At 34.3% G+C, this 23766-nt stretch carries 21 protein-coding genes; 9 read left to right on the top strand and 12 right to left on the bottom strand.

Features of this window, described 5'->3' with window-relative positions; all coding sequences use genetic code 11:
• Nucleotides 1-640: 640 nt before the first annotated feature.
• The gene (locus tag ABID42_RS17700; protein ID WP_367284812.1) at nt 641-1198 is read right to left on the bottom strand and encodes an RNA polymerase sigma factor; all 558 of its coding nucleotides are present in this window, start codon (nt 1196-1198) and stop codon (nt 641-643) included.
• Between the two features lie 155 nt (nt 1199-1353).
• Between ABID42_RS17700 and ABID42_RS17695 the strand changes: the two genes are divergently transcribed.
• Together ABID42_RS17695 and ABID42_RS17690 are read left to right on the top strand one after the other, a co-directional pair.
• Nucleotides 1354-2223: an AraC family transcriptional regulator gene (locus tag ABID42_RS17695; RefSeq protein WP_367284811.1), complete on the top strand. Its 870-nt coding sequence runs from the start codon at nt 1354-1356 to the stop codon at nt 2221-2223.
• A gap of 135 nt (nt 2224-2358) precedes the next feature.
• Nucleotides 2359-3639 (top strand): metallophosphoesterase, encoded by a 1281-nt coding sequence (locus ABID42_RS17690; protein ID WP_367284810.1) that lies wholly within the window; start codon nt 2359-2361, stop codon nt 3637-3639.
• A 45-nt stretch (nt 3640-3684) separates the two neighbouring features.
• On the opposite strand, the gene ABID42_RS17685 is transcribed toward ABID42_RS17690, so the two are convergent.
• The 6 genes from ABID42_RS17685 to ABID42_RS17660 all read right to left on the bottom strand — a co-directional run bounded on the left by ABID42_RS17685 (nt 3685) and on the right by ABID42_RS17660 (nt 10651).
• Nucleotides 3685-4896, bottom strand: a complete 1212-nt coding sequence (locus ABID42_RS17685) for a porin (RefSeq protein ID WP_367284809.1) — start codon at nt 4894-4896, stop codon at nt 3685-3687.
• Between the two features lie 91 nt (nt 4897-4987).
• Nucleotides 4988-5818 carry a DUF2490 domain-containing protein gene (locus ABID42_RS17680; RefSeq protein ID WP_367284808.1) on the bottom strand — a complete coding sequence of 277 codons (831 nt, stop codon included), beginning with the start codon at nt 5816-5818 and terminating at the stop codon, nt 4988-4990.
• A gap of 98 nt (nt 5819-5916) precedes the next feature.
• Nucleotides 5917-7371 carry an inorganic phosphate transporter gene (locus tag ABID42_RS17675; protein WP_367284807.1) on the bottom strand — a complete coding sequence of 485 codons (1455 nt, stop codon included), beginning with the start codon at nt 7369-7371 and terminating at the stop codon, nt 5917-5919.
• A 264-nt stretch (nt 7372-7635) separates the two neighbouring features.
• A complete protein-coding gene (locus tag ABID42_RS17670) occupies nt 7636-8628 on the bottom strand; it encodes a VWA domain-containing protein (protein WP_323258307.1) in 993 nt (330 codons plus the stop codon).
• Nucleotides 8629-8646: 18 nt separating this feature from the next.
• The gene (locus ABID42_RS17665) at nt 8647-9462 is read right to left on the bottom strand and encodes a hypothetical protein (protein ID WP_367284806.1); all 816 of its coding nucleotides are present in this window, start codon (nt 9460-9462) and stop codon (nt 8647-8649) included.
• 322 nt (nt 9463-9784) lie between these two features.
• On the bottom strand, nt 9785-10651 hold the full coding sequence (locus ABID42_RS17660; RefSeq protein ID WP_323258309.1) for a DUF58 domain-containing protein: 867 nt from the start codon (nt 10649-10651) through the stop codon (nt 9785-9787).
• 108 nt (nt 10652-10759) lie between these two features.
• On the opposite strand from ABID42_RS17660, the gene ABID42_RS17655 reads away from it, so the two are divergent.
• Nucleotides 10760-11173, top strand: coding sequence for a DUF4296 domain-containing protein (locus tag ABID42_RS17655; protein ID WP_367284805.1), 414 nt, complete (start codon nt 10760-10762; stop codon nt 11171-11173).
• A complete protein-coding gene (locus tag ABID42_RS17650; protein WP_435521484.1) occupies nt 11173-12504 on the top strand; it encodes a DUF58 domain-containing protein in 1332 nt (443 codons plus the stop codon). The genes ABID42_RS17655 and ABID42_RS17650 overlap by 1 nt, the downstream gene beginning before the upstream one ends.
• A gap of 197 nt (nt 12505-12701) precedes the next feature.
• On the opposite strand, the gene ABID42_RS17645 is transcribed toward ABID42_RS17650, so the two are convergent.
• From ABID42_RS17645 to ABID42_RS17630, 4 genes are all read right to left on the bottom strand, one after another.
• Nucleotides 12702-13526, bottom strand: coding sequence for an anti-sigma factor (locus ABID42_RS17645; protein ID WP_367284803.1), 825 nt, complete (start codon nt 13524-13526; stop codon nt 12702-12704).
• An 82-nt stretch (nt 13527-13608) separates the two neighbouring features.
• Nucleotides 13609-14196: an RNA polymerase sigma factor gene (locus ABID42_RS17640; RefSeq protein WP_323326576.1), complete on the bottom strand. Its 588-nt coding sequence runs from the start codon at nt 14194-14196 to the stop codon at nt 13609-13611.
• A gap of 427 nt (nt 14197-14623) precedes the next feature.
• Nucleotides 14624-15169 (bottom strand): fasciclin domain-containing protein, encoded by a 546-nt coding sequence (locus ABID42_RS17635; protein ID WP_367284802.1) that lies wholly within the window; start codon nt 15167-15169, stop codon nt 14624-14626.
• A 135-nt stretch (nt 15170-15304) separates the two neighbouring features.
• Nucleotides 15305-15736 (bottom strand): DUF1573 domain-containing protein, encoded by a 432-nt coding sequence (locus tag ABID42_RS17630; RefSeq protein ID WP_323258315.1) that lies wholly within the window; start codon nt 15734-15736, stop codon nt 15305-15307.
• A 307-nt stretch (nt 15737-16043) separates the two neighbouring features.
• Between ABID42_RS17630 and ABID42_RS17625 the strand changes: the two genes are divergently transcribed.
• The 3 genes from ABID42_RS17625 (at nt 16044) to ftsA (ending at nt 20964) form a co-directional block, all read left to right on the top strand.
• Nucleotides 16044-18452, top strand: coding sequence for an alpha-ketoacid dehydrogenase subunit alpha/beta (locus tag ABID42_RS17625; RefSeq protein WP_367284801.1), 2409 nt, complete (start codon nt 16044-16046; stop codon nt 18450-18452).
• 214 nt (nt 18453-18666) lie between these two features.
• Complete coding sequence (locus ABID42_RS17620; protein WP_367284800.1) at nt 18667-19455, top strand: cell division protein FtsQ/DivIB; 789 nt, start codon at nt 18667-18669, stop codon at nt 19453-19455.
• Nucleotides 19456-19587: 132 nt separating this feature from the next.
• The gene (gene ftsA / locus ABID42_RS17615; RefSeq protein ID WP_367284799.1) at nt 19588-20964 is read left to right on the top strand and encodes a cell division protein FtsA; all 1377 of its coding nucleotides are present in this window, start codon (nt 19588-19590) and stop codon (nt 20962-20964) included.
• A 58-nt stretch (nt 20965-21022) separates the two neighbouring features.
• Here ftsA and ABID42_RS17610 read toward each other — a convergent pair whose 3' ends face one another.
• On the bottom strand, nt 21023-21442 hold the full coding sequence (locus ABID42_RS17610) for a nucleoside-diphosphate kinase (protein ID WP_184136654.1): 420 nt from the start codon (nt 21440-21442) through the stop codon (nt 21023-21025).
• A 224-nt stretch (nt 21443-21666) separates the two neighbouring features.
• Here ABID42_RS17610 and ABID42_RS17605 point away from each other — a divergent pair, with 224 nt between their 5' ends.
• Together ABID42_RS17605 and ABID42_RS17600 are read left to right on the top strand one after the other, a co-directional pair.
• Nucleotides 21667-22692: a DHH family phosphoesterase gene (locus ABID42_RS17605; protein ID WP_367284798.1), complete on the top strand. Its 1026-nt coding sequence runs from the start codon at nt 21667-21669 to the stop codon at nt 22690-22692.
• 55 nt (nt 22693-22747) lie between these two features.
• Nucleotides 22748-23614 (top strand): FKBP-type peptidyl-prolyl cis-trans isomerase, encoded by an 867-nt coding sequence (locus ABID42_RS17600; protein WP_323258320.1) that lies wholly within the window; start codon nt 22748-22750, stop codon nt 23612-23614.
• Nucleotides 23615-23766 lie beyond the last annotated feature (152 nt).

Raw genomic sequence — 23766 nt, 5'->3', positions numbered from 1 at the left:
ATTGTTTATAATGTTATTACGAATTTAGCGAATTCATTATGCTTGCATACCATTATGATGATTTTTTTTGAGAAGTTTTAGGCGTCACAACAACAAAGTTGATGCATAGAAAATAGAGGGTTTGAAGAAAGGTAATTTGGTGTTCAATTTGAATAAAGGTCATAATTCAGCCGTGAAAAGGAATTGTAAGACATGAATGAGTCAGAATGAAGCAATAAAAAAACTCCTGTGATAATCTTTGCTTAAAAAACCAAAGCCGCCACTATGATTTTCGAAACTTAAAAGATTAAAATTCAGGAGTTCTGTAATTGTCGTTCATACTATAGCAATGAAATAATCGCTATAGAAATTTAGTGGGTAATTGTGATTAGTTATTTATTTAGACAAATATATGTGTATGAACACGTATTAACAAAGGATAACAAAATAAATAAAAGATATATTCAACCAGTGATGGATTTTGGTTTTATCTGAAAAAAAACAGAGATGGAATCTGAGGAAATAAATATAACAAGGATAAAAAATCAGGAAATAGCCTTGTTTAAGATGGAAAATGAAGAGAAAAATGAGAAATATAAGTGATACTTGTCTGCTATTTTTGATGATAAGGATTCACAAAAACAAACAGACAAGTATTATATTACTGAGTCATTGCGATTCTTAGTGTTTCTACACCTCTGTGAATATTGTTATTGACAGATTGATAATTGATAGACATTTTTGTGGCAATTTCTTGATTACCCATTTTATCGAAATATCTCATTTTTAAAGCCTGCGATACTCTACTTGGCAACGACAATAATGCTTTTTCAAGTTTTACGAACATCTCTTCTCGTTCTTCATTTTCATGAATGTATGAAAAATGATATTTTTCAAGCTGATGAGCAAGTTCAGAAATATTATCGAAAGGAACGCCCGTTCTTGACTCAGTAATTTTCCTGACTAAATCGTGGCGCAATGAAGTTTTTAAATAAGGTTCAATATTGTCGGTATCGGCAAGATTGTGTTTTCTAAGCCATAAGTTTACGAATAAATCTTGTACGGTATCTCTCACAAGTTCTATGTCTTGTGTTATTTTACTACCATAATTGACTAAAACTTTATGATTTAATTTATAAATCAAGTGAAAAGCCTGCTGATCTCCTTTCTTAAATCTTTGCCAAAGCTCAAAATTATCGTAATGTTGACGCTTAATCATCTTTAAATCTATTTTTATTACAATAAATTATTAAAAAACTTCATTACAAAGAGAGCGTATTTTTCTTACATAAACTTTTCCGTTATTAGTACATTTTAATACTATATTAGCATTAATTTTATTGAATACTTTATTTCGGTAATAATTTACATACAATGAAGCCATTATTCAGAAAAGTTCAGATAATGCCTGAGCAATCGTTCAGTGTTAATAAAGATTTTGTCCCATTTTTCTATAATCACTGGCATTATCATCCTGAGATTGAAATTGTATATATTTTTGAAGGAACAGGAACACTTTTGGTAGGAAATGGTGTGAGGAGTTTCAAAGAAAATGATTTAATCATGATTGGACCAAATGTGCCGCATTTTTTCAGAAGCGACCCACATTATTTTGAACAAAATTCTACTTTAATGTCACGTTCAGTTGTAATTCACTTCAATCCAAACTTTTGGGGAGATGGTTTTATGAAAATACCCGAATCTGTTTCATTGAATGAATTATTTCAAAAAGCAAAGAAAGGTTTATTGGTTGGCGGCGCTGTTCGTGAAAAAGTTGGTGTTTTGATGGAGGAAATGCTTCATACAACTGGGATTGATAAAGTAATTCAATTATTGAATATCTTGAGTTACATAGCCAGCTCAGATGATGTTGCAGATTTATCAAAAACAGAATTTAATGTTTCTTTAGATGAATATAACACTAGAAGAATTGACATGATTTACTCTTTTTCATTGAATAATTTTGCCAGAGAAATTACTTTAGAAGAAGTAGCCGAAGTAGCTAATATCAGTGTGAATTCTTTCTGTCGTTACTTTAAAACCCATACTCGGAAAACATATTTCCAGTTTTTGCAAGAACTCAGAATCGGGCATGCTTGTAAATTATTGGCAGGCGAGAAACTCAGTATTTCGCAAGTAGCTTTTGAAAGCGGCTTTAATAATCTTTCTCATTTCAACCGTTCCTTCAAATCTTTAATGCAAATGAAGCCACAGGCTTACCAAAGGTTATATCGACAAAAGTAAATTTTAATACAGGATTTTGCCGTTTATCATAAAAATAAGTACATCCAGAACCCAAGTCATTGAATTAGGGTTTAATCAAATAGTTAAAATAAACTATTGAATACTCTTTTCTGATAAAAATATCCTTATACTTCAATGAATAAATTAATTATTATTCCAATTGTATCAATTGTACTTTTATTGATTGATTGGTACGTTTGGCAAGCCGTAAAAGTATCTATTCAAAATACTTCAGCTAATACTCAGAACATTACAAAATACATTTTTTGGGGACTTACATCAATCACTATGCTTGGCATGTGGCTTTATAATTTTACTCCTCCAGAATGGCTTGGTAAAAACCTAAGAACCATTATTATGGTTGGTGTTTTTATTAATTACTTCTCTAAAATATTTGTGGTACTCTTTTTATTGATAGACGACATCGTTCGATTATTCCGTTTGATTGTCTCTAAGTTTTCGAGTACAGCCACAACAACATCTATTTCAAGTCCCGACCAACCTTCAGCTTTAAATACGCCTATTACAAGAAGTGAGTTTTTGATGAAAACGGCTGTGATTGCAGGTGCTGTGCCAGCTTTAGGGTTAACATGGGGAATTATTTCTGGGGCGCATGATTATAGAGTACGCAAAGTAAAATTGGCTTTGAAAAATTTACCGAAGCAATTTGATGGAATGACCATCGCTCAGATTTCTGATATTCACTCTGGTTCTTTTTTCAACCGTGTTGCTGTGAAAGGCGGTGTAGAAATGTTGATGAAAGAAAAACCAGATGCTGTTTTCTTCACGGGCGATTTAGTGAATAATTTAGCTTCAGAAGTACAAGAATACATTGATATTTTCAATAAAGTAAAAGCCCCTTTGGGCGTTTATAGTACTTTGGGGAATCATGATTATGCCGATTATGTACGTTGGGATAATGATTTAATTGGAAAACAGAAAAATCTAAATGATTTAATCCGTGCGCACAAAGTAATGGGCTACGATTTATTGATGGATGAAAACCGATTTATTGAACAAGGTGGCGAAAAACTAGCGATTATTGGTGTTCAAAATATTAGTGGACAAAATCGTTTTCATACCTATGGCAATTTATCAAAAGCGGTGAAAGGAACGGAGGAAGCACCTGTAAAGCTATTACTTTCGCACGATCCAACCCATTGGGATAAGGAAGTAAATACCAAATTCAAAGATATTGATGTGATGTTTTCAGGACATACTCACGGAACGCAATTTGGTATTACAATTGGTAACGAAACGTGGTCGCCAGCTCAATATGTGTATAAACAATGGGGAGGTTTATATGAAGAAGGAGACCAAAAATTGTACGTAAACCGTGGTTATGGCTATATCGGTTATCCTGGCAGAATTGGAATGCCACCAGAAATTACCATTTTTGAATTAAAACGAGCATAAATAAAAAGAGTTGTCAGTTTCGAATTGACAACTCTTTTTTTATGTCTAAAAATTAAACTGTGCTTGAAGTCGTAATAAATTTCCAGTTTGATGATTGTCTGGCAAGGCTACATCTTCAAATGTTCTATCCGAAATTGTATAGATTGCTGTAAGCTCAAAATAATCTTTCAATTGCCATTCTGCACCAATTTCTAAATCTTTTACAATGTATCTTCTTGCATCAATTTCATGTTTTTTCCCACCATTATAATATTGATACTTGATAAATGGTGTAATGTGATTGTCATTGATTTTTTGTCGATACATTACTTGAGCATAACCACCATTTAGTTTTTTTACTTCTGTAGTCGTCGTACTTGGGTTAAACTCTGGACCTTCTCCGATATTATATTCTGCTTGAAAACCAAAAGGTTGAGGATAGACTACCAAAGTAGCCGCTACACGATGGTCGATAAAAGAAGATTCAGTTGCTTTGTTTTTTGTATTTTTTTCAATGACAAATTTTCCTGTATAAGCTTGAATAGCTGTTTCAATGATTTGTCCTGATTTTAATTTAAACGGATACGTAATTCTTGATACCACATGCGGTTCATTATTGTGTTCTACTTTGTTGGCATTTTGTCCGTTATAAAGCCCAAATGCAAAAACACCATAATCTCCACTTCCTTTCAATCCTGAACTAACCAAGTAAGCAAAACGCTTACGGATTTCCGCTTTAGCCCAATAAAAGAAAATTCCTAAATCTCGTTCGTTTGATACTGGGCTGTTTGTTGGGTCAGCACGGTCTAATGCTAAACGGTTTTGTGAAGACTGCATGTTTTCAAAACCGTAGGGAACTTTACTTTGTCCAAAACGAAGACGAAATTCTTTTTTTGAATCTAAAGCTAAATCAAAGTAAGCATCACGGATTTGCAAAGAATGTTGAAAAGAATTACTCACATTTGAAGCAAAATCTGGTTGAACGTAAATGTATAATCTCTCAGAAATATCTCCAGAGAAAATTAATCGTCCACGACGGATAAAAAATCCACCATTTTCGCCCCAAGATTTATCACATTGTTCACATTTTACTTTATCATTTGTTTCTAACAAACGGTTATAACGAACCTGTGCATAACCTCTTAATGAGATTTTTTCAAACCATTTTTTAGGAGCTTGTGCTTCTTTTTTGGAATCACTCGAGAAATTTTGGGCAAAAGTTACTGAGCTAATGACACAGCAAGTCATTAGAACAAAAAGTCCCTTGAAAGTTTTCATTGATTTATAGAGTATCTATAATGGTAGCTGAGATAGCCGCAATATCAGATATTGATAAATGAGGTTGTCTCAATATGCAATTATTTAAAGGTTACTTCTTAAATAACTGTTCGAAATTACTGACAGCTAAGTTTAGCTGAATAATATTATTGATGTCAACATTACTTTTGGTAGCATTGTTAAACTTGAAAATTGTTTGTTGCATATAGCCTGCTTCAACGGCAAGATATTTGTTGAATTTATAGCCAAGCCCAATTAATACCCTGTTTTGGTCTAATAAATTTGTATTTGCAACTTGCTCGCCTGTATTTACAAATAGTTCATTGTACGTTTGGGCATACAAAGTATTATCATCCATTTTAGCATGGTTGATTGGCACAGTTACTTTTAATTGATAACGAAAACGTTCTTTGAAAGTAGTGGTAGAAAAATCGCCACCATACAAAAAGCTTTTGTCGTTTACATCTTGATTTTGTCCGAACCAACGAAATTCATAGCGCAATCTATTGTCTATACGTACTCTTCCAAAATTTTGCGTTAACATTACTTGTGGAGAAACACGGATTTCTGAAAAGAAAGCAGAAGGAGACCCTTCTTTAAAACGATTTGAACCAATCCAGCCTAAAGGCATTAAAGAAAAACGAATATTTGGATTGAATTGATAATGTAGCCAAGGACGAAAAACGTGTTGGTTGAGGTTATTATAAGGATTCCCTGTGGTTGTTCCTGAATTATAATCTCCTTGCATGTCTTCACGACGATGCTGATTTTCTAATTGCCAAGTGAATTTCCCTGCAATTTTTCCTGAAATATTGATGTCTGTCCAACCATTAGCAATATGATAATACTGTCGTGGACTTTGAGAAAAGGACGAGTTTGACAAGGTCAGCAATAAAATTGCAGACAGAATAACGTTTTTCATTTGGATTTTCTATATTGGTAGTTGGGGTAATTGCAATGTAAGCGGGTACTTAAAGAGCGTATGAAATTATTTCCATACGCCCTCTTGAGATTTTAATACTAACCGATAATTGTACGGAGTAAATAGAATATTGTAGCAGATACTAAAATCGTAACAGGCAAAGTAAGTACCCAAGCCATTACGATACTTTTAACAGTACCGCCTTGTAAGTTTTTAATACCTTTTGAAGCTACCATCGAACCTGCAATACCCGAAGAAAGTACGTGCGTAGTTGATACAGGCCATTTATAAATAGTAGATAATGCAATGGTAAATGAAGCAACTAATTCAGCAGAAGCACCTTGTGCATACGATAAATGTTGCTTTCCGATTTTTTCACCTACAGTTACTACAATACGTTTCCAGCCAATCATTGTTCCTAAACCTAAAGAAAGAGCAATCATCCACATTACCCAAGTCGGAGCAAAATCTGTTAATGATGATAAACCAGTTCCAGAATTTCCAAAAGTAAAGAAAGCAGGAGAAGAACCAGCAGTTGCTTTTTTCAAAGCACTTTTATCGTCTTTACTCAAACTAACAGCATCACTTTCAGATAATTTTTTAGCGTATTTATTGATTGATAAAACATCTTTACGAATTTCTAATTTTTTCTCAACCGTCAAATTATCGTTTGTAAGTGTTTTATCTTCTAAAATTGTAGTTAAACCTGTAGTTGCTTTAATGATTTTATGATAACCTTCTTTCTCTGTTGCTGATAATTTTGTAGTATCAATTTTAGTAATTACTTGTTGAACAGTATTTACTTCTGCTTGCAATTTGAATGGATCAACATCAGTATTGATGGCAAAATAGCCCGGTAAAAAAGCAATCAAAATCATCATTACTAAACCAATTCCTTTTTGTCCATCGTTACGACCGTGGAAGAAACTTACTAAAGTACAAGTAGTAAATAATATCACACGAATCCACATTGGTGGAGGAGTATCTTTTTTAGGCTCTTTGAAAATATCTTTATTAGAGATACCTTTTTTCATGATATACATTAATACGATTGCTACTGCAAAACCGAATAATGGAGATAATAAAAGCGCTCTACCGATTTCGATGGCTTTGTCCCAGTTTACGGTTTCTAAACCTGCTTTATTTTCAGGTAAAAGTGCATAACCTACACCAATACCAATAATAGAACCAATTAATGTATGCGAAGAAGAAGCTGGAATACCAAAATACCAAGTACCCAAATTCCAAAGAATAGCAGTAATCAACATCGCTAATGCTGTTGCCATGGAATGATAAACATTGGGGTCGATGAGGAGCTCTGTGGGCAGCAAACCGATAATCGACATGGTAACACCAACACCACCAGTAAGTAATCCTAAGAAATTCATAAATCCAGACCAAACTACTGCTTGTGTAGGTTTTAATGAATTTGTATAAATTACTGTAGCTACGGCATTTGCTGTATCGTGAAAGCCATTGACGAACTCAAAGGCACAAGCCAAAAACAAACACAGGAAAAGTAAAATGAATAGAGAAGTTTCTAATCCGAACATTATTTTTATTGATTTGAAGAGCGACGAATCACTCTAATGTTAATATGAAAATTTACAAAAACTTTTACAGCAATAAGTAAATCTTCAATTATCGTGGTTTTTCATATTGGTAATTTCGCCACAAAGGTATAAATACTTAGTTATCGCAATGTTAAGGAATTATTAAATCTAGTTTTTACAAATAATAATCGCCAATATTTATACTTATCATAGTTTTTATAGTACTTTGGTGTTGTATATTGTAATGATTATGAATTGATTAGCCTAATCTTCTAAAATATTTCCCATAAAAGTATTCTTAAAAGCAAAGGATAAAAGTAAAAAAGCGATTGACCATCTTAAATATGGATGATAGAAATCACGAACATTTCTAGATTTATTTTGCTTGATTTCAACTTTTTCTAAAAGGTTAATTTCTTCAAAAATCGTTTCTAAAGATTTGGCATCTTTTGCCCTAAAAAATTTCCCTTCGCTTACTTTAGCAATTTCACGCAATGTACCTTCATCTACTTTTTCGGTTACATTCTTATTACTTCCTACTGCAATCGTGTAAACCCGAATACCAAAAGCTTTGGCAAGTTGTGCCGATGTTACTGGGTCGAGATTTCCAGCGGTATTATCTCCATCAGAAATCAAAATGGCTACTTTACTTTTTGAATCAATTTCTCTCAAACGGTTGATACACATTCCCAAAGCATTACCAATGGCTGTGCCAGATGTTTTAATTAAATCAGACGAAATTTCATCTACATAATCTTGCAACATTTCATAGTCTGTTGTAAGTGGACAAAGGGAATATGGTTCTCCAGAAAAAATAACCATTCCGATTCTATCGTACAATCTGCCACCGATAAATTTCTTCGCTACATGCTGTGCAACTGCAAGTCTTGTTGGCGGAATATCTTTGCTGTCCATTGATTTTGAAATATCCAAAGCAAGCATAATATCAATCCCATCAGAAAATTCTTCTGTTTCAGAAACGACTCTTTGCGGACGAGCCAAGGCTAAAAACATTGAAGTAATTGATAATAACAAAAAAATAGCAGGGACAAATCGTAAATAACTTATCCAGTTAGATTGAATATCGTTGGCAGGAAAAGCAATGTTTAATTTTTGAATAGCATTGCCACGCAACCAACTTCTGATTAAAAACAATAGCGGAATGATGGGTAAACTATATAAAAAGAAAGGATTTGCCCAATCAAAACTTGAAAGGGTAGATGGTAAAAACCAATATTTTATAAACCAATCTTCCATAAAATTGCTTGATGCTCATCAAGTGCTTTGTACTAATACTTGTCTGTGTTTTCTGTAAAGGCTTTCAGCGAGTTCTTGAAGAATATTCAAAGAACTTGCTGTTGTTTTAGAGTAAATGCCTCCATAAACAGTGGCATCAATTTCCCTGAGGGCATCCGACAAGCGGTTATCTTGTAAATTATCTAAAATTTCTTTCGTGGTAAAAGTAGTAAACGGTTTGTTTTCAAGACGTTCTACATATTTTTTCCAGAGAATTACTGCTTTTTCAACATTTTCCAATCCTTTTTTCTTGTCGTCGGTAGCTCTGCTTAATCTTTGGAAAAGTCTTAGATATTCATCGTAACGACGTTTAAACCTGAATAATTTAATTTGTCTTTTGATAGGAGTACCAAAAAACCAGAAAGTCAATACGCCCAAAAAGCTTAATCCAATAATAAATAAAAAAATTAAAGGATAATTGGGTTGTTGTGATAACGGAATTACTTGGGTATCTTTTTTCAAAGACATTGTGTCCATTTCTCCACTTGCTGAAATTGTACCTTGCAAACGGACATAATCTATCGGTGCAAAAACACGAGTACAATCAAGATTGTCTCTTACAAAAACAGGCAAGCTAAGTTCCTGAACTGGCAAAACTTCAAATGAAATTAAAGTATAAATAGCACTATCAAGGCTACCTTTGGAATTGGTAACTGTCGGAAAGTATTCTCTCGAAACAAGTTCGAAAGGCGCAAAATTATAAGTTGAGTCTGGAAAGAAAATATCGGCAGTAGGTTTGTGACGATAACTCAAAGCATACTTTATCGGTAAACCTACTTTTAAACTATCACTCAAAAATTGTCCTTTGGGTGGTTGCCAATTCTGATTCTGCGCATTGATATTGGATGAAAAGAAAAATAAAAAAGCAAGAGAAAAGACAAAAGATACAAGATTTGAGATATAAGATTTTAAGCTTATTTGGTGAATGAGGAAATAAGAAATACGAGATAAAATTTGCCTTAAGCTAACCTTTAAGCTACAGATTTTTGCCTGTAATGTTGTTGAAACTTTGCAGGAACGAAACTGTATAAATATTTCTTTTAATGAATCAGAAAATTTGATGATTGTGGACTTCATTAAAAAAGGGTTTCATAAAATTTAATGAGCGACAGAAGCACTACTTTCTTACTTTAAATAATTTTATCAATTTAGGAACATAATCTTCCGAAGCATCAATGGCTAAATAGTTTGCTCGGTGTTGTTTACACACTTGCTCTACTTGTTGTGAATTTTTATCGAACAAAATCTTCATTCGATTTCTAAACCAACTTGATGAAGCATTTACCCAAATTGTTTTTCGAGTTTCGGTATCATAAACAGGAATGATTCCTAAACGTGGAAGATTCGTTTCTCGTTGGTCGAATAAGTGAATCACGATTAAATCATGTTTTCGAGCCAAGGCTTTTAGGTTTTCTTCATAACCAGTATCAATAAAATCAGAAACCAAAATAACCAAACTTCTTCTTTTTAAAACATCCAAAGTAAAAAGAATCATTTTCTTCAAATTAGTACCAGTAGATTCTGTTTTGAGTTTAAATAACTCTAAAATGGTTTGGTAGCCATGTTTTAAAGTATTGGCAGGTTTGATGTATTTTTCTTTTTGGTCAGAAAAACAAAGTAAACCAACATGGCTGGCTTCCTTGATTGCCGATAAAGCCAAAACCCCACAGATTTCTTTGGTTGTATCTAATTTAGAACGGTCAGACCGCCCCACATCTTGCGAAGCGCTTACATCTACCACAAAAAACACCGATTGTTCTTTTTCTTCTTTGAAGATTTTTACATAAGTTCCGTGTCCTTTTGCTGAAGTATTCCAATCAATCAAACGAACGTCGTCACCATACTGATATTGGCGTAAATCGCTGAATTCTAGCCCAGAACCTTTAAAAATAGAATGAAAATTTCCCCGCATCTGTGAAGTAACAGCCTTGCGGATTTTGATTTCGTATTTATAAAGTTTGGCTAAAAATTCGTTGGGAGTCATCTATTGGTTCATTCGTCGAAGCTTCCTTCAAACAAAAATCATTTCATAATTTTACTTAAAAAACTTTCACAAGTTTAAAACTACCCAAATTCCCTGTAAATTTGAAATATGAGATTAATAATTCTGTTGTTAGCAACTTTGTTGATAGCTTGCGGTTCGGAAGATAAGCCCGCAAATTTGATAGAGCAAGATAAAATGTCAAAAATCTTGGCAGATGTTCATGAAGCGGAAGCTCGTGTCAATAATATGCACTTGGGCGGACAAGATTCTTCCTTGTTGGCATATCAACGTTTGCGCTGGAAAATCATGAAGCAACATCAAACCGATACCGCTACTTTTAGAGTAAGTTTGAAGTATTATATTACGCATCCACCTGCTTTTAAAACAATGTACGAGGATGTAAAAATAATATTAGAAAACCGACGAAAAGCTGTACAAACAGTTAAACCTAAAGCGGCTAAACGTGATACGTTAAAAAAAGCAACGAAAGATTCCGTTAGCCAACCTGTAAAACAACCATGATACATCTTTTCAAATCCTTATATTTTTCAAAAGTGGTGTTTCACTTCGTCGTTGGGATTGTCGTTTTGTTTGTGTTTGCTTTTGTGTTTCCTTGGTTGTTGGGAATCGCACAATTGTGTTTTATGATTTTAATATTACTCTTGTTGGCAGACGGCATTATTCTTTTCATGGCTAAAAAAGGCATTTTTTGCAGAAGAGATGTTCCCGAAAGGCTTTCAAATGGCGATGAAAACCCTATTTCAATTTTTATTGAAAATCATTATAGCTTCTCAATCTTACTTGAAATTATTGATGAAATTCCTTTTCAGTTTCAGAAACGAGATTTACTTTTTCATACTTCCCTAAAATCTACGGAACAACAAATTATTGAATATCAACTTCGCCCTACAAAAAGAGGCGAGTATAGTTTCGGTTCGGTAAATGTTTATGTAAAAAGTCCCATTCGTTTATTACAGCGTCGTTTTCAGTTTTCTCAAGATAAAATGGTGGCAGTATATCCATCATTTTTACAAATGCGAGCTTACGAATTGATGGCAATTTCAAACCGATTAACGGAATTGGGCATCAAGAAAATTCGTAGAATTGGACAAAGCCAAGAGTTTGAACAAATTCGCCAGTATGTTCAAGGCGATGATGTGCGGAGTATTAACTGGAAAGCTACCGCTCGCCGAAACGATTTGATGGTGAATGCTTATCAAGAAGAAAAATCACAAAATGTTTATTGTTTGATTGATAAAGGAAGAGTAATGCAAATGCCTTTCGATGGACTTTCCTTGCTAGATTATGCCATCAATGCAACGCTTATTCTATCGAACATTGCGATAAATAAACAAGATAAAGCAGGTGTAATTACTTTTTCGGATAGAATCGGACAGGTTTTAACAGCCGATAAAAAGGCTGGGCAAATGACCAAAATCTTGGATTTATTGTATAAACAAAAAACTCGCTATATGGAAACTGACTATGAAGCTTTATACATTCATGCCAAAACACATATTCGTCAGCGAAGTCTTTTGTTATTATACACAAATTTTGAAACGGTAGCTTCTATGCGGAGGCAGTTGCCTTATTTTAGAAAACTAGCGAAAGACCACTTGCTGATGGTTGTTTTCTTTGAAAATACAGAGCTGAAAACATTGTTAGACAAACCAGCTGAAACAACAGAAGAAATTTATCATAAAACGATAGCCGAAAAGTATTTTTACGAAAAACAGCAAATTGTACGAGAGCTGGCTCAATATGGTATTCAAGCATTATTAACTGCTCCGCAAAATTTAACCGTGAATACCGTAAATAAGTATTTAGAACTTAAATCAAGAGGAATGATATAGGGGTACTCAGGTATCGGATTTCGGATATCAGCTAATCAACTCGACGAGAAACAAAAAAGCCTAAAAGTGAATTTTAAATACTTTTAGGCTTTTTTTGTTGATAATTAAGTAGTGTAATATTTAAACTTCAGCGGAAGATGGCTCTCAATCACAACGGCAGAGCATTCCTCACTCACAATTCACAACTCTTAACTACTCTAAACAGCTCCCATCACATAAATTGCTCCTTTTGGTCCAGCTTCTGTAGTACTTCCGCCAGTATTTTCTAATGAAATAGCAAAAGCAACAGCATTAGAGAAAGATTTCATTTTCAAAATACTTGCATTGCCTTCAATCATGCCGGCATCTACAGGTTTGCCATCAACAATTGCCCAAAGTTGATATTGTTTGCCAGAAGGCACATTTGGTAAATTGAGTCCAGACAAGTAAACAGATTTACTGGTTTTGTCGAAATAAACCAAAGCCTTGGCATTTGGAAAATCTGGTTGTCCCGCCAAAGGAATTACTTTCACATTTGGGTTTTGAAGAATAGCCACTTCTTCTTGATAATTAGCTTTTAAGGTTTGTCCTTCTTGCGCTAAAATTTGATTTTGAGATTCTAAGGCAAGTAACTTATTTTCAGATTTTTGCCAATTGCTAAAGAACCAAACATTTCCTGCAATACTCAAAGCCAAAAGTACCCATGAAGCTGCCATCCGCCAAGTATTAGTTGTTTTCAGCGGCTTGATATTATTTTCTGAGTTGATGGTTGTTGGTATTTCTAGCGTTTGCCATCCTGTATTTTCAGTATTTGTATATTCTTTTTGAAGGGCTTCCATCACTCTATCCTTGAGAGCAACTGGAGGTTCCTGTTGAAATTGAAGTGCATAATTTTCAAGCGTACCCTGTAAAGCCATCAGTTCCATCTGAATGGCAGGATACTCTTCTGCAAGGCGTTCTACCTCTGCGGTTTCCGCAGCATTGGTAGCTCCTAGCAAGTAGCTCTCCAAAATACCAGATTCTATGTATTCTTGAATGTTCATTTTTTTAAACGTTAATCATGGTTGATGTTTGTGAAAGAGTGATTTCTGATTTGCTTCAATTGAGCAATCATCAATCGTTCAATTACAAATCAAAAAATCCAGAGAGGAAAATCAATCCGAGTTCAATAAAATACTGCCTTAATTGTACGATAGCAGATTTTACTCTTGTTTTGACAGTTCCTAGTGGAATACCAAATTCTTCAGAAACCTCCGCTTGTGTGTAACCTTTGAAATATAGTAAATCAATAATTTGCTGATGTTCGGGACGAAGGTTTTCAATAACCTTTTTTACGCCGATGGCATCAATATCAAACTGACTTCCTCCTTGGCTATCGATGAAATTTACATGGTCATCGAGGTCGTGATTTTTCTGAGAATTCTGGAATTCTTGTGAACGAATTCTATCAATGGCTGTATTTCTAGCCACATTCAGAATCCAAGTAAATAATGTACCTTTTGTGCGATTATAGCCTTCTATATTTCGCCAAATCTTCACAAAAGAGTCTTGCATGACATCAGCAGCGACTTCTTCTGAACGAACAATTTTCAGAATAACCCCATAAAGTGCTGAAGAGTAATTATCATACAAGATGGAGAACCCTCGCTCATCCTTACTTTGCAATAAGGACACGAGTGCTTCTTCAGCTATAATGGTTTTGCGTTTAGACATGAGTGTTTTCTTCTCAATGAATGTAAGATGATGAATGAATAACTTTTTAATACAACGCCCAAAGCAACGTTATGTTTAAATAAGTTTTTTCATATTTTACCTTCTTGTTAAAGGGCTTAATAAAGATAATGGGATAATTCCAATAATTTACTATTGAAATATTATGTGTTTATAACGTTAAGGAGAAGGAGGTTTAATAATATGCTATTTATAAATAAGAAGTATTAAAGAGATTTTACGATTGTACTATTTTTGAAAATTATATTTAAAAACTTATTTCTTCAAATGGCGGAGTAAAATAAGCGTTAAAAACAAAGGACTTTCCAACAAAGAGAAAGCCCTTTGTACATTACCCATTATTAAACCACACCTGTCTATTAGGCGTGAAGAAAGTATTGATAACTAACTTCATACCCTTTTGGATGAATTACATTTTAGGTAATACTACGGCATCCAACACATGAATTACACCGTTTGATTGATAAACATCATAAGTACTGATGTTTGATGTTCCACCATTTTCATCTTTCAACATGATGTTATGAGAGCCATTCATCATTGCATATAATTTTCCCCCACTTACTGTATTTAAAGTAGCTGTTCCATTACCCGCTTTGATGGCTTTTGCAATAGCATCGAAATCTAATTTGCCAGCTACAACATGGTACGTTAAAACTTTGACTAAGGTTGCCTTGTTTTCTGGTTTTAATAAAGTTTCAACAGTACCTGCTGGAAGATTTTCAAAAGCATCGTTTACAGGAGCAAAAACTGTGAATGGTCCTTTAGTTTGTAAAGTACTTACTAAGTCTGCTGCTTTTACTGCGGCAACCAAAGTAGTATGCGCCTTAGAATTAACAGCGTTTTCAACAATGTTTTTTGCAGGAAACATCGCTTCATTTCCTACGGTTACTGTTTGGGCATTACTCGTAAATGCCATTGCACAAAATGCTAATCCTAATATTACCTTTTTCATCTTTTTTGATTGTTTAAATATCGTTTCAAACAGATTTACGGAAGTAATAAAGTTTTGGATTGCTGATATTGATAAAAAACAAAGAAAGGCGTAAACATTGCTGCCTACGCCTTTCTTTGAACTATTGAAGAAATATTATTTCGTTGATTTTTTCTTAGCTGGAGCTTTCGCTGGAGCAGGTGTTTCAATTGGAGTACCTTTTGGAACAACTTCACCTTTGAATGATAAGATAATTTGTGGTGTCTCTGCATTACTAATTACAGTAACTGTTTTTGAAAAACCACCTGGGCGACCAGCCGAACTAAATGCTGCTGTTACTTTACCAGTTTTTCCTGGCATTACTGGCTCTTTCGTCCAGTCAGGAGTAGTACAACCACATGAAGGCGAAGCATTTGAAATAACAACTGGTGCAGTACCTGTATTTGTAAATTCAAAAACGTGAGTTGCCACAACGCCTTCTTCTATTTTACCAAAATCATGAGATTCTGATTTGAATTTAATTACTCCTTGCGCATTGGCAAAAGAAGCAACAAATACCAATGCGAAAACGAAAAATAACTTTTTCATATTAGATTTAATTGTTTTGTTTTAATGATGTTTAAGATAATTGTAAAAATATTATAATCAGAACAAAGTTTTAAACGATGCCTTAAAATTAAAATTTCGTTTAATTTAATAAAAAATACCCTTAATTCACAAAACAAAAGTAAAGTCTTGTAGATGCTTCGCAAAATGTTTCATAGGTTTTAACAAATCATTAACAAGAGCACAATTTCTTTGCTTCGAGAATCTATATTTGTTACCCTAATTAATTTTTGTTATTTTTGGTACTGAAACTTATATTTTATCGTTCATTTATACCCCTCTCACTGTCTTGGAAAACACACTTCTGTCAGAAACTATTGTATTCACCAAAGAATCAGTCTTGACTGATTATCGGGTTGCTCGCATGAGTCGTGAGTGTAGCCTCCTTGTAAGGAAAGAAGTTTTTGCTGGTCGTGCTAAGTTTGGAATCTACGGAGACGGAAAAGAACTCTGCCAACTTGCTTTGGCAAGAGCCATGAAAGCTGGAGATTTTATTTCAGGATATTATCGTGACCAAACCATTGTTGCGGCCGTCGGTGATATGACTTGGATGCAATACTTTTCACAACTTTACGGACACCCAGACGTTAATTTCGACCCACACACTGGCGGAAGAGCAATGAATAATCATCATGCTACTAGATGGTTAGACGAAGAGGGAGAATGGGTTGACCAAACAAAATTATTTAATTCTGCGGCTGGAGTATCTTCAACGGCTGGACAAATGCCAAGAGCAGTCGGCTTAGCCTATTCTTCTAAATTATACAGACAATTACCTAATCTTCAAGAAATTTCAGAAAAGTTTACTCGTAACGGCAGTGAAGTATGTTTCTCGACCATCGGCGACGCTTCTACTTCAGAAGGAATGTTTCTGGAATGTGTAAATGCTTCGGGTGTTTTGCAGATTCCTTTGGTGATGTCTGTTTGGGATGATGGTTATGGCATTTCAGTTCCTTCAGAATATCAAACCACAAAATCTTCTATTTCAAAAGCGCTGGCAGGCTATCAAAGAAATGAAGATGGCGCTGGCATAGAAATTTTTACAGTAAAAGCATGGGATTATGTGGCTTTGATGGAAACTTACCAAAAAGCAGCGACTTTAGCTCGTGAGTATCATATTCCATCTTTAATTCACGTAGAAGAAGTAACACAACAGCAAGGACATTCAGCGTCGGGTTCACACGAAAGATATAAATCTGCGAAAAGATTACAATTTGAATTAGATTATGATTGTAATATAAAATTCAGAGAATGGATTCTTGCAGAAGATTTGGCTACTGAAGAAGAACTAAAAAGTATTGACGAAGAAGCCGTTAAAGAAGCAAAGGCTTGTCAAAAAGCAGCTTGGAGTGCTTACATGAGTTCAATCAAGCCAGAAAGAGAAGATTTACTTTCATTATTATATCAAGCAGCCGCTGAAACCGAGAATGGAGCAGAAGTAAAAAAAATAGCAGAAGAATTACGCAAAGCTATTAATCCGATTCATCATGAAAATGTGGTAGCGGCGAGAAAAGTACTAAGAGTTTTACGTTCTGAAGATTCATCAGCCAAACAAGGATTAAAAAAATGGTTAAAACAAACTGATGCTGCTAATGATAAAAGATTTAACTCGCATCAGTTTAGTATCTCAAAATATTCACCCTTAAAAGTACAGGCTGTTCAGCCAGAATATGATGCGAGTTCCCCAATAATAGATGGACGAGAAATATTAAATAGAAATTTCGACTATTTATTCAGTACAAATCCCAGAATTTTTATTTTAGGAGAAGATGTGGGGAAAATTGGGGATGTAAACCAAACATTAGCAGGTTTACAAGATAAATTTGGGGAATTAAGAGTAACTGATACTGGAATTCGAGAAATGACGATTGTTGGTCAAGGAATTGGAGCAGCGATGAGAGGCTTAAGACCAATTATTGAAATTCAATATTTAGATTATATATTTTACCCATTCGCTACTTTATCGGATGATTTGGCTTGTTTACAATATAGAACAGTAGGCGGACAAAAAGCACCATTGATTGTTAGAACCAGAGGACATCGTTTAGAAGGAATTTGGCATTCGGGTTCGCCAATGTCTGTTTTATTAGGTGGTTTAAAAGGTATTCATCTCTGCGTACCAAGAAATATGACGCAAGCCGCTGGAATGTATAATACTTTATTGAATTCAGACGACCCAGCTATTGTTATCGAATGTTTGAATGGTTATCGATTGAAAGAGAAATTGCCAACCAATTTACATGAAACAAGAGTAGCATTGGGAATGCCAGAGGTAATCAGAGAAGGAAGAGATATTACCATTGTTACTTATGGTTCGATGTGTAGAATTGTGATGGAAGCGGCTCGCCAATTAGAAAATATGGATATTTCGGTAGAAGTGATAGATGTACAAACTCTAATGCCTTTTGATATTTCACACAGTATAGTAGAATCAATTAAGAAAACGAATAGAGTAATTTTTGCAGATGAGGATATGCCAGGAGGAGCTTCAGCATATATGATGCAACAAGTATTGGATGAACAAAATGCCTATAGATATTTAGATGCCAAACCTGTATGTATGGCAGCAGTTCCTCACCGTCCAGCATATAGTTCTGATGGAGATTATTTTTCAAAACCAAATGCAGAGAATGTTGTAGATACGGCTTATCAACTAATGTCTGAATGCTATCCGATAAAGTTTCCAGCAATTTATTAAAAAGAGTGAGTTAATATTAAGATTATATTTTTTCAGCCTTAAATGTGTTGAGAATTGAAACTTTTTCTATTTTTTTATGTACTTAATTGCCTTTTAGTAAATAATGCTAAGGTTTTAAGTTATTTTTTTTAATTTCGTATGGTTTTTTCAAACTTTTAGAAAGTTCATTAGTATAATGAGTAGTTTCATAGGTATGTGAATAAGCTTTTTCTAATTGCTTGAAAACAATATCTTTAATAAAATTACATTGAACCCCTTACGAAAAATTAAGAAATGGATTTGGCCGACGGTACTAACTATAGTTTTACTGTCGATTGTAATTTATGCTGAAAGTGTTCATCATCATCAGAAATGTAAGAATATCAAGGTAAACATTGAAGGTGCTAACGAAAGTGAATTAGTTACTGCTGATGAGATTTTAGCGATTGTTAGTCCAAACGTTGTTGACAGTCCAGAAGGAAAACCTTTTGATAAGATTGACTTTAAAAAAATTGAAAAAAGAGTTTGTTTAAATAAATTAGTAAAGTCATGTCAAGTTCATCGTGATTTAAGCGGAGAAATGACAATTGATATTGTAGAACACACACCACTCGCCCGAGTATTATATAATAAAAGTTCAGATAGTTACGTCACAGAGAAAGGCGATTTTATCGGTATTTCTCAACATTTTACTCCCAGAGTTTTATTACTCTCGGGAAAGTATTTTGATAAAATACAGGATTTAAAAGAAGTGAGAAGTAAACCTATCTTAGAACTAATCAATGCTATCAATGACGATCCTTTTTGGAAAGCGCAAATAACCCAGTTAATCGTTGAGAAAGATGGAGGTATTACCATGGTGCCCGAAGTAGGAAATCATGTGATTGAGTTTGGGATGGGTATTGATATTGAATCTAAATTTAAGAAAATTAAAATTTTTTATAAAGATATTCTGCCTGCTAAAGGCTGGGATACCTATCATAAAGTAAGTGTAAAATACAGAAATCAGATTATTTGTGAGTAAAGATGATGTTTCAAGATAGACTTTATTAAACGGTAAACGATTATCCAATAAGAGTACTTATATTGGCGGTTTATTTTAATAAAACTGTATGTTGCAAATTCTTAATCCCAAGTTTCCTAAATTCTACCTTCCATGAATGAAATAATCGTTGGACTTGACATAGGCAGTAAGCAAGTAAGTGTAGTTGCTGGCAGACTTGACAGTTTAGGCAAGTTGGAGATTCTTGGTTTGGGTAAAGCCGATACCACCGGAAGAGTCTCTAAGGGTGTCGTTTTGAATGTCAATAAAACGATAGAAGCTGTTCAGTCTGCTATCGAGCAAGTTGAAAACCAAGCCAATATTCATATTAGAGGTGTTGTGGCTAGTATCGCTGGACCGAACATTCATAGTTCGAAACATAAGGCTGGTATTACCAGACAAACTCGTGGAGAAGAAGTAACGGTTACAGATGTAGATCAAGTTGCTAATGATGCCCAGCGAACTTTTATTTCGCAGGGTAATGCTATTGTGCACAATTTACCTCAGGAATATTCTGTAGATTCTGCCAATGGAATTCAAGAACCAGTAGGAATCAGTGGTTTGAAATTGCAAGGAGAGTTTTTAATGATTATTTCTCCTCAAGCAGAATTGGATAAAACCAAACGCTGTATAGAACGCTCTAAAGATAAAATGGAGATTGAAGGAGGATTAGTGTACTCACCTTTAGCCGCTTCTTTAGCTGTATTAACCGAACAAGAAAAGAAAACAGGCGTAGCCTTAGTAGATATAGGAAGTGGCATTACTGAAATTGTAATTTATTATAAGAACATTGTAAGACACGTAGCCGTATTACCATTTGCTGGAGATTCAATCACAACAGATATTGAACAAGGCTGTGGTGTATCTATTGAACAAGCGGAACAATTAAAAGTAAAATTTGGCTCTGCCATTGCTGATGAAGTAGCCATTGAAGAGGTTGTTTCGATTCCAAGTGCAAATGGGCGTAAACCTAAAATTGTTTCGGTAAAAAATGTTGCGATTATTATTGAGGAAAGATTGAAAGAAATCATGGCTTTGGTTGTTGCTGAAATTACACGTTCTGGTTATTTAAATAGAATTAACTGTGGAATTGTAATTACTGGCGGAACTGCCCAAATGCCTTATATTGATCAGCTTTTTGAAAGAGTAGCACAAAGAGATGTAAGAATTGGTTATCCAAACGAAAATTTAGGAAAGACATTTACAGAAGAGATTAAAAATCCTACTTATTCAACAGCTGTTGGTTTGGTTTGGAGAGGAATTAGAGATATTGATGAGCGTGAAGAGGCGTATAAAATCCTTAGAAAAGATGCTCCAGTAATTATTCCAGTTGTACCCGTTAATACAACAATTAATAAGAGTAGTAGAGAAAATACAAAAACTGCGGAAACCAATGGTAAGAAAAGCTCTTTAGGATTCTTTGGAAAACTAAAGCAAGCAGCAAGTAGAATTATTGGGGAAGATTTAGGCGATAACGATAAATATGAGTAGTAGCATGTTTACATTACATATTACTACTCATATTGCTGCATAGCACCATTACTCATTACTAGAACTGCTCTACACCAGCAAAAAAGAAAAATCCTTCAATAGCCGCATTTTCATCTGAGTCAGAACCGTGAATTGCGTTAGCCTGCACCGATTTAGCAAACACTTTACGAATAGTTCCTTCAGCTGCTTGAGCTGGATTTGTTGCTCCGATTAAAGTACGGAAATCTAATACTGCATTTTCTTTCTCCAAAATCATTGGAATGATTGGTCCCGACGACATATAGTCGCATAATTCACCATAAAAAGGTCTTTCAGCGTGAACTGCATAAAATTCTCCAGCTCTTTCCTTAGTAAGTAGCGTTTTCTTAATGGCTACAATACGGAAACCCGCTTCTTCAATCATTTTAATAATTGCGCCAGAGTTACCTTCTGCTACTGCATCAGGTTTAATCATTGTAAAAGTTCTGTTAGTTGCCATATTTTGAATTTATGAAATGTGTGGAATGTGATTTCTTTGAGCTAAATAGTTTTAAAGCTTATCAAAAAGCAACTAAAACGCCATTTAAATAGATTATTTATGTAAAATTACGACAAAGCAGTAAGGTTTTAGAAACCTTGCAGCTTTTTTTGTGGAGAATTCTCGCTAACTTTGCCATTCAAATTTAGAATAAAACATAATATCCTGATAATCAATCGTATATAATGCAAAATCTTGAAGCCTTTCGTGAGTTGATTAATACGCCCAAAAAAATTGTAATTACAACCCATTTTAAACCCGATGCAGATGCACTTGGGTCTTCATTAGGTTTAGCAGGATATTTAAGAAAAAAGGGACATCATATTACGGTTATAACTCCTTCCGACTATCCTAAATTCTTGTTCTGGATGCCTAATAATGAGGAGGTTGTTAATTATGAAGATTATAAATTAAGAGGAAAGTCTAATAAGTTAATTGCTGAGGCAGATGTAATTTTTTGCCTAGATTTTTCAGCTTTGTCTCGTATTGAAGCAATGGCAGAGCCAGTTAGGCAATCGGATGCAATAAAAGTAATGATTGACCATCATACTTTCCCTGAAGATTTTGCACAATTTTCGTATCATGATACCAAAGCAGCAGCTACAGCGCAATTGATATTTCAACTAATAGTACTTTTAGGAGATGAATCTTTATTAGATGTTCAAATTTGTGAATGTCTGTATGCTGGAATCATGACGGATACAGGTTCTTTCCGTCATCCAAGTACCACACCAGCAGTACACAGAATTGTAGCTGATATTATGGAAATTGGTGTGAATACAAATTTAATTCATCGCCGAATTTACGATAGTACAACTGCTGAAAGGTTAAATTTCTTAGGATATGTTCTTTCTGAAAAATTAGTCATTTTACCAGAGTATAGAGTAGCTTATTTTACTGTAACAGAAGAAGAACTCAAACGTTTTAATTCACAAACGGGCGATACCGAAGGAATTGTCAATTACGGTTTACAAATTGAAGGTGTTGTAATGTCTGTAATCATTGTTGACCGCCCAGAAGCAGTAAAAATGTCTTTCCGTTCAGTCGAAGAATTTGCAGTGAATCAAATTGCTTCAAAGTATTTCAGTGGTGGCGGGCATAAAAATGCTTCTGGTGGCAAAACATCAGGCATTGGTTTACAAGCAACGGTAGAAAAATTCATTAGTATTTTACCAGAATATCAGGAAGAATTATTGGCAGTACCCATTTAATATAAACGCTCATCGAGCAAAAAAACTAAAATAAAATCAATAAAATCAAACAAAAATGTTCAAAAGAATCAGTGTTGTATTGTTTGCTGCCAGCATGATGGTTGCATGTAACAAGAATCGTGTAGAAGTAAAAGACGGTGTGAAAATCCAAATTCATAGTCACGATGACAAAGCAAGAAAATTAAAAGACGGAGATATTATTTCGTTTACAGCTAAAATTCAAAATTCTACAGACTCAGTACTTCAAGAGTCGCCAGCTTCACAACCAGCACGTGCTATGTTACAACCAGCTGGTTTATCAGGTTTCAAAGGTTCTTTTGAAGATGGTTTACGTTTACTTTCTCTTGGTGATAGCGCAACAATTTATGTTCCTGTAGATTCTTTGGCAAAAGGTGGTCAGCAATTACCTCCATTTATCAAAAAAGGAACAGATTTAAAATATACAGTTAAGATTTTGAAAGTACAGTCGAAAGCTGAATTTGAGAAAGACATGGCGGCAGAACAAGCAAAAGCAAAAGCTGATGCTGAAGAACGTAAAACTAAATTGCCTCAAATGATGGCTGATTATGTTAAAAAATCAGGCTTAACATTTAAAACTACTGCTTCTGGTTTACAATATGTAATCACGAAAGAAGGAACAGGCGAAACTCCAAAAACTGGCGATGTTTGTAAATGTATGTATGTAGGTAAATTTTTGGATGGAAAAGTATTTGACCAAAGCCCAAGTCCATTAGATATGCCAATCGGAGGTATGATTCCTGGTTTCAATGAAGCATTATTAATGATGAAAAAAGGTGGAAAAGGTACTTTCTTGATTCCTCCAACAATTGGATATGGAGAGGCTGCTCAAGGACCAATTCCAGCAAACTCTGCTTTAGTTTTTGATGTTGAAGTAGTAGATTTCAAAAAAGGCGGACAATAGATTTCACAGAAGGTAAGTGAAGAAGACAATAAAATGAATAAGTAAATAATTTAGCCTAAACAGGCTTGAATTTATTTATTTCTAAGATTTTGTTGTATTTTTTTACTTACCTTTTTGGTTTTCTGCCATTTTAACAGTTTTTAACGAATTCT

Source organism: Arcicella rosea, from assembly GCF_040543805.1.
Taxonomy (GTDB): domain Bacteria; phylum Bacteroidota; class Bacteroidia; order Cytophagales; family Spirosomataceae; genus Arcicella; species Arcicella rosea.
Note: the sequence above shows the minus strand (reverse complement) of the source record. Positions and strands in the feature narration are given on the sequence as shown.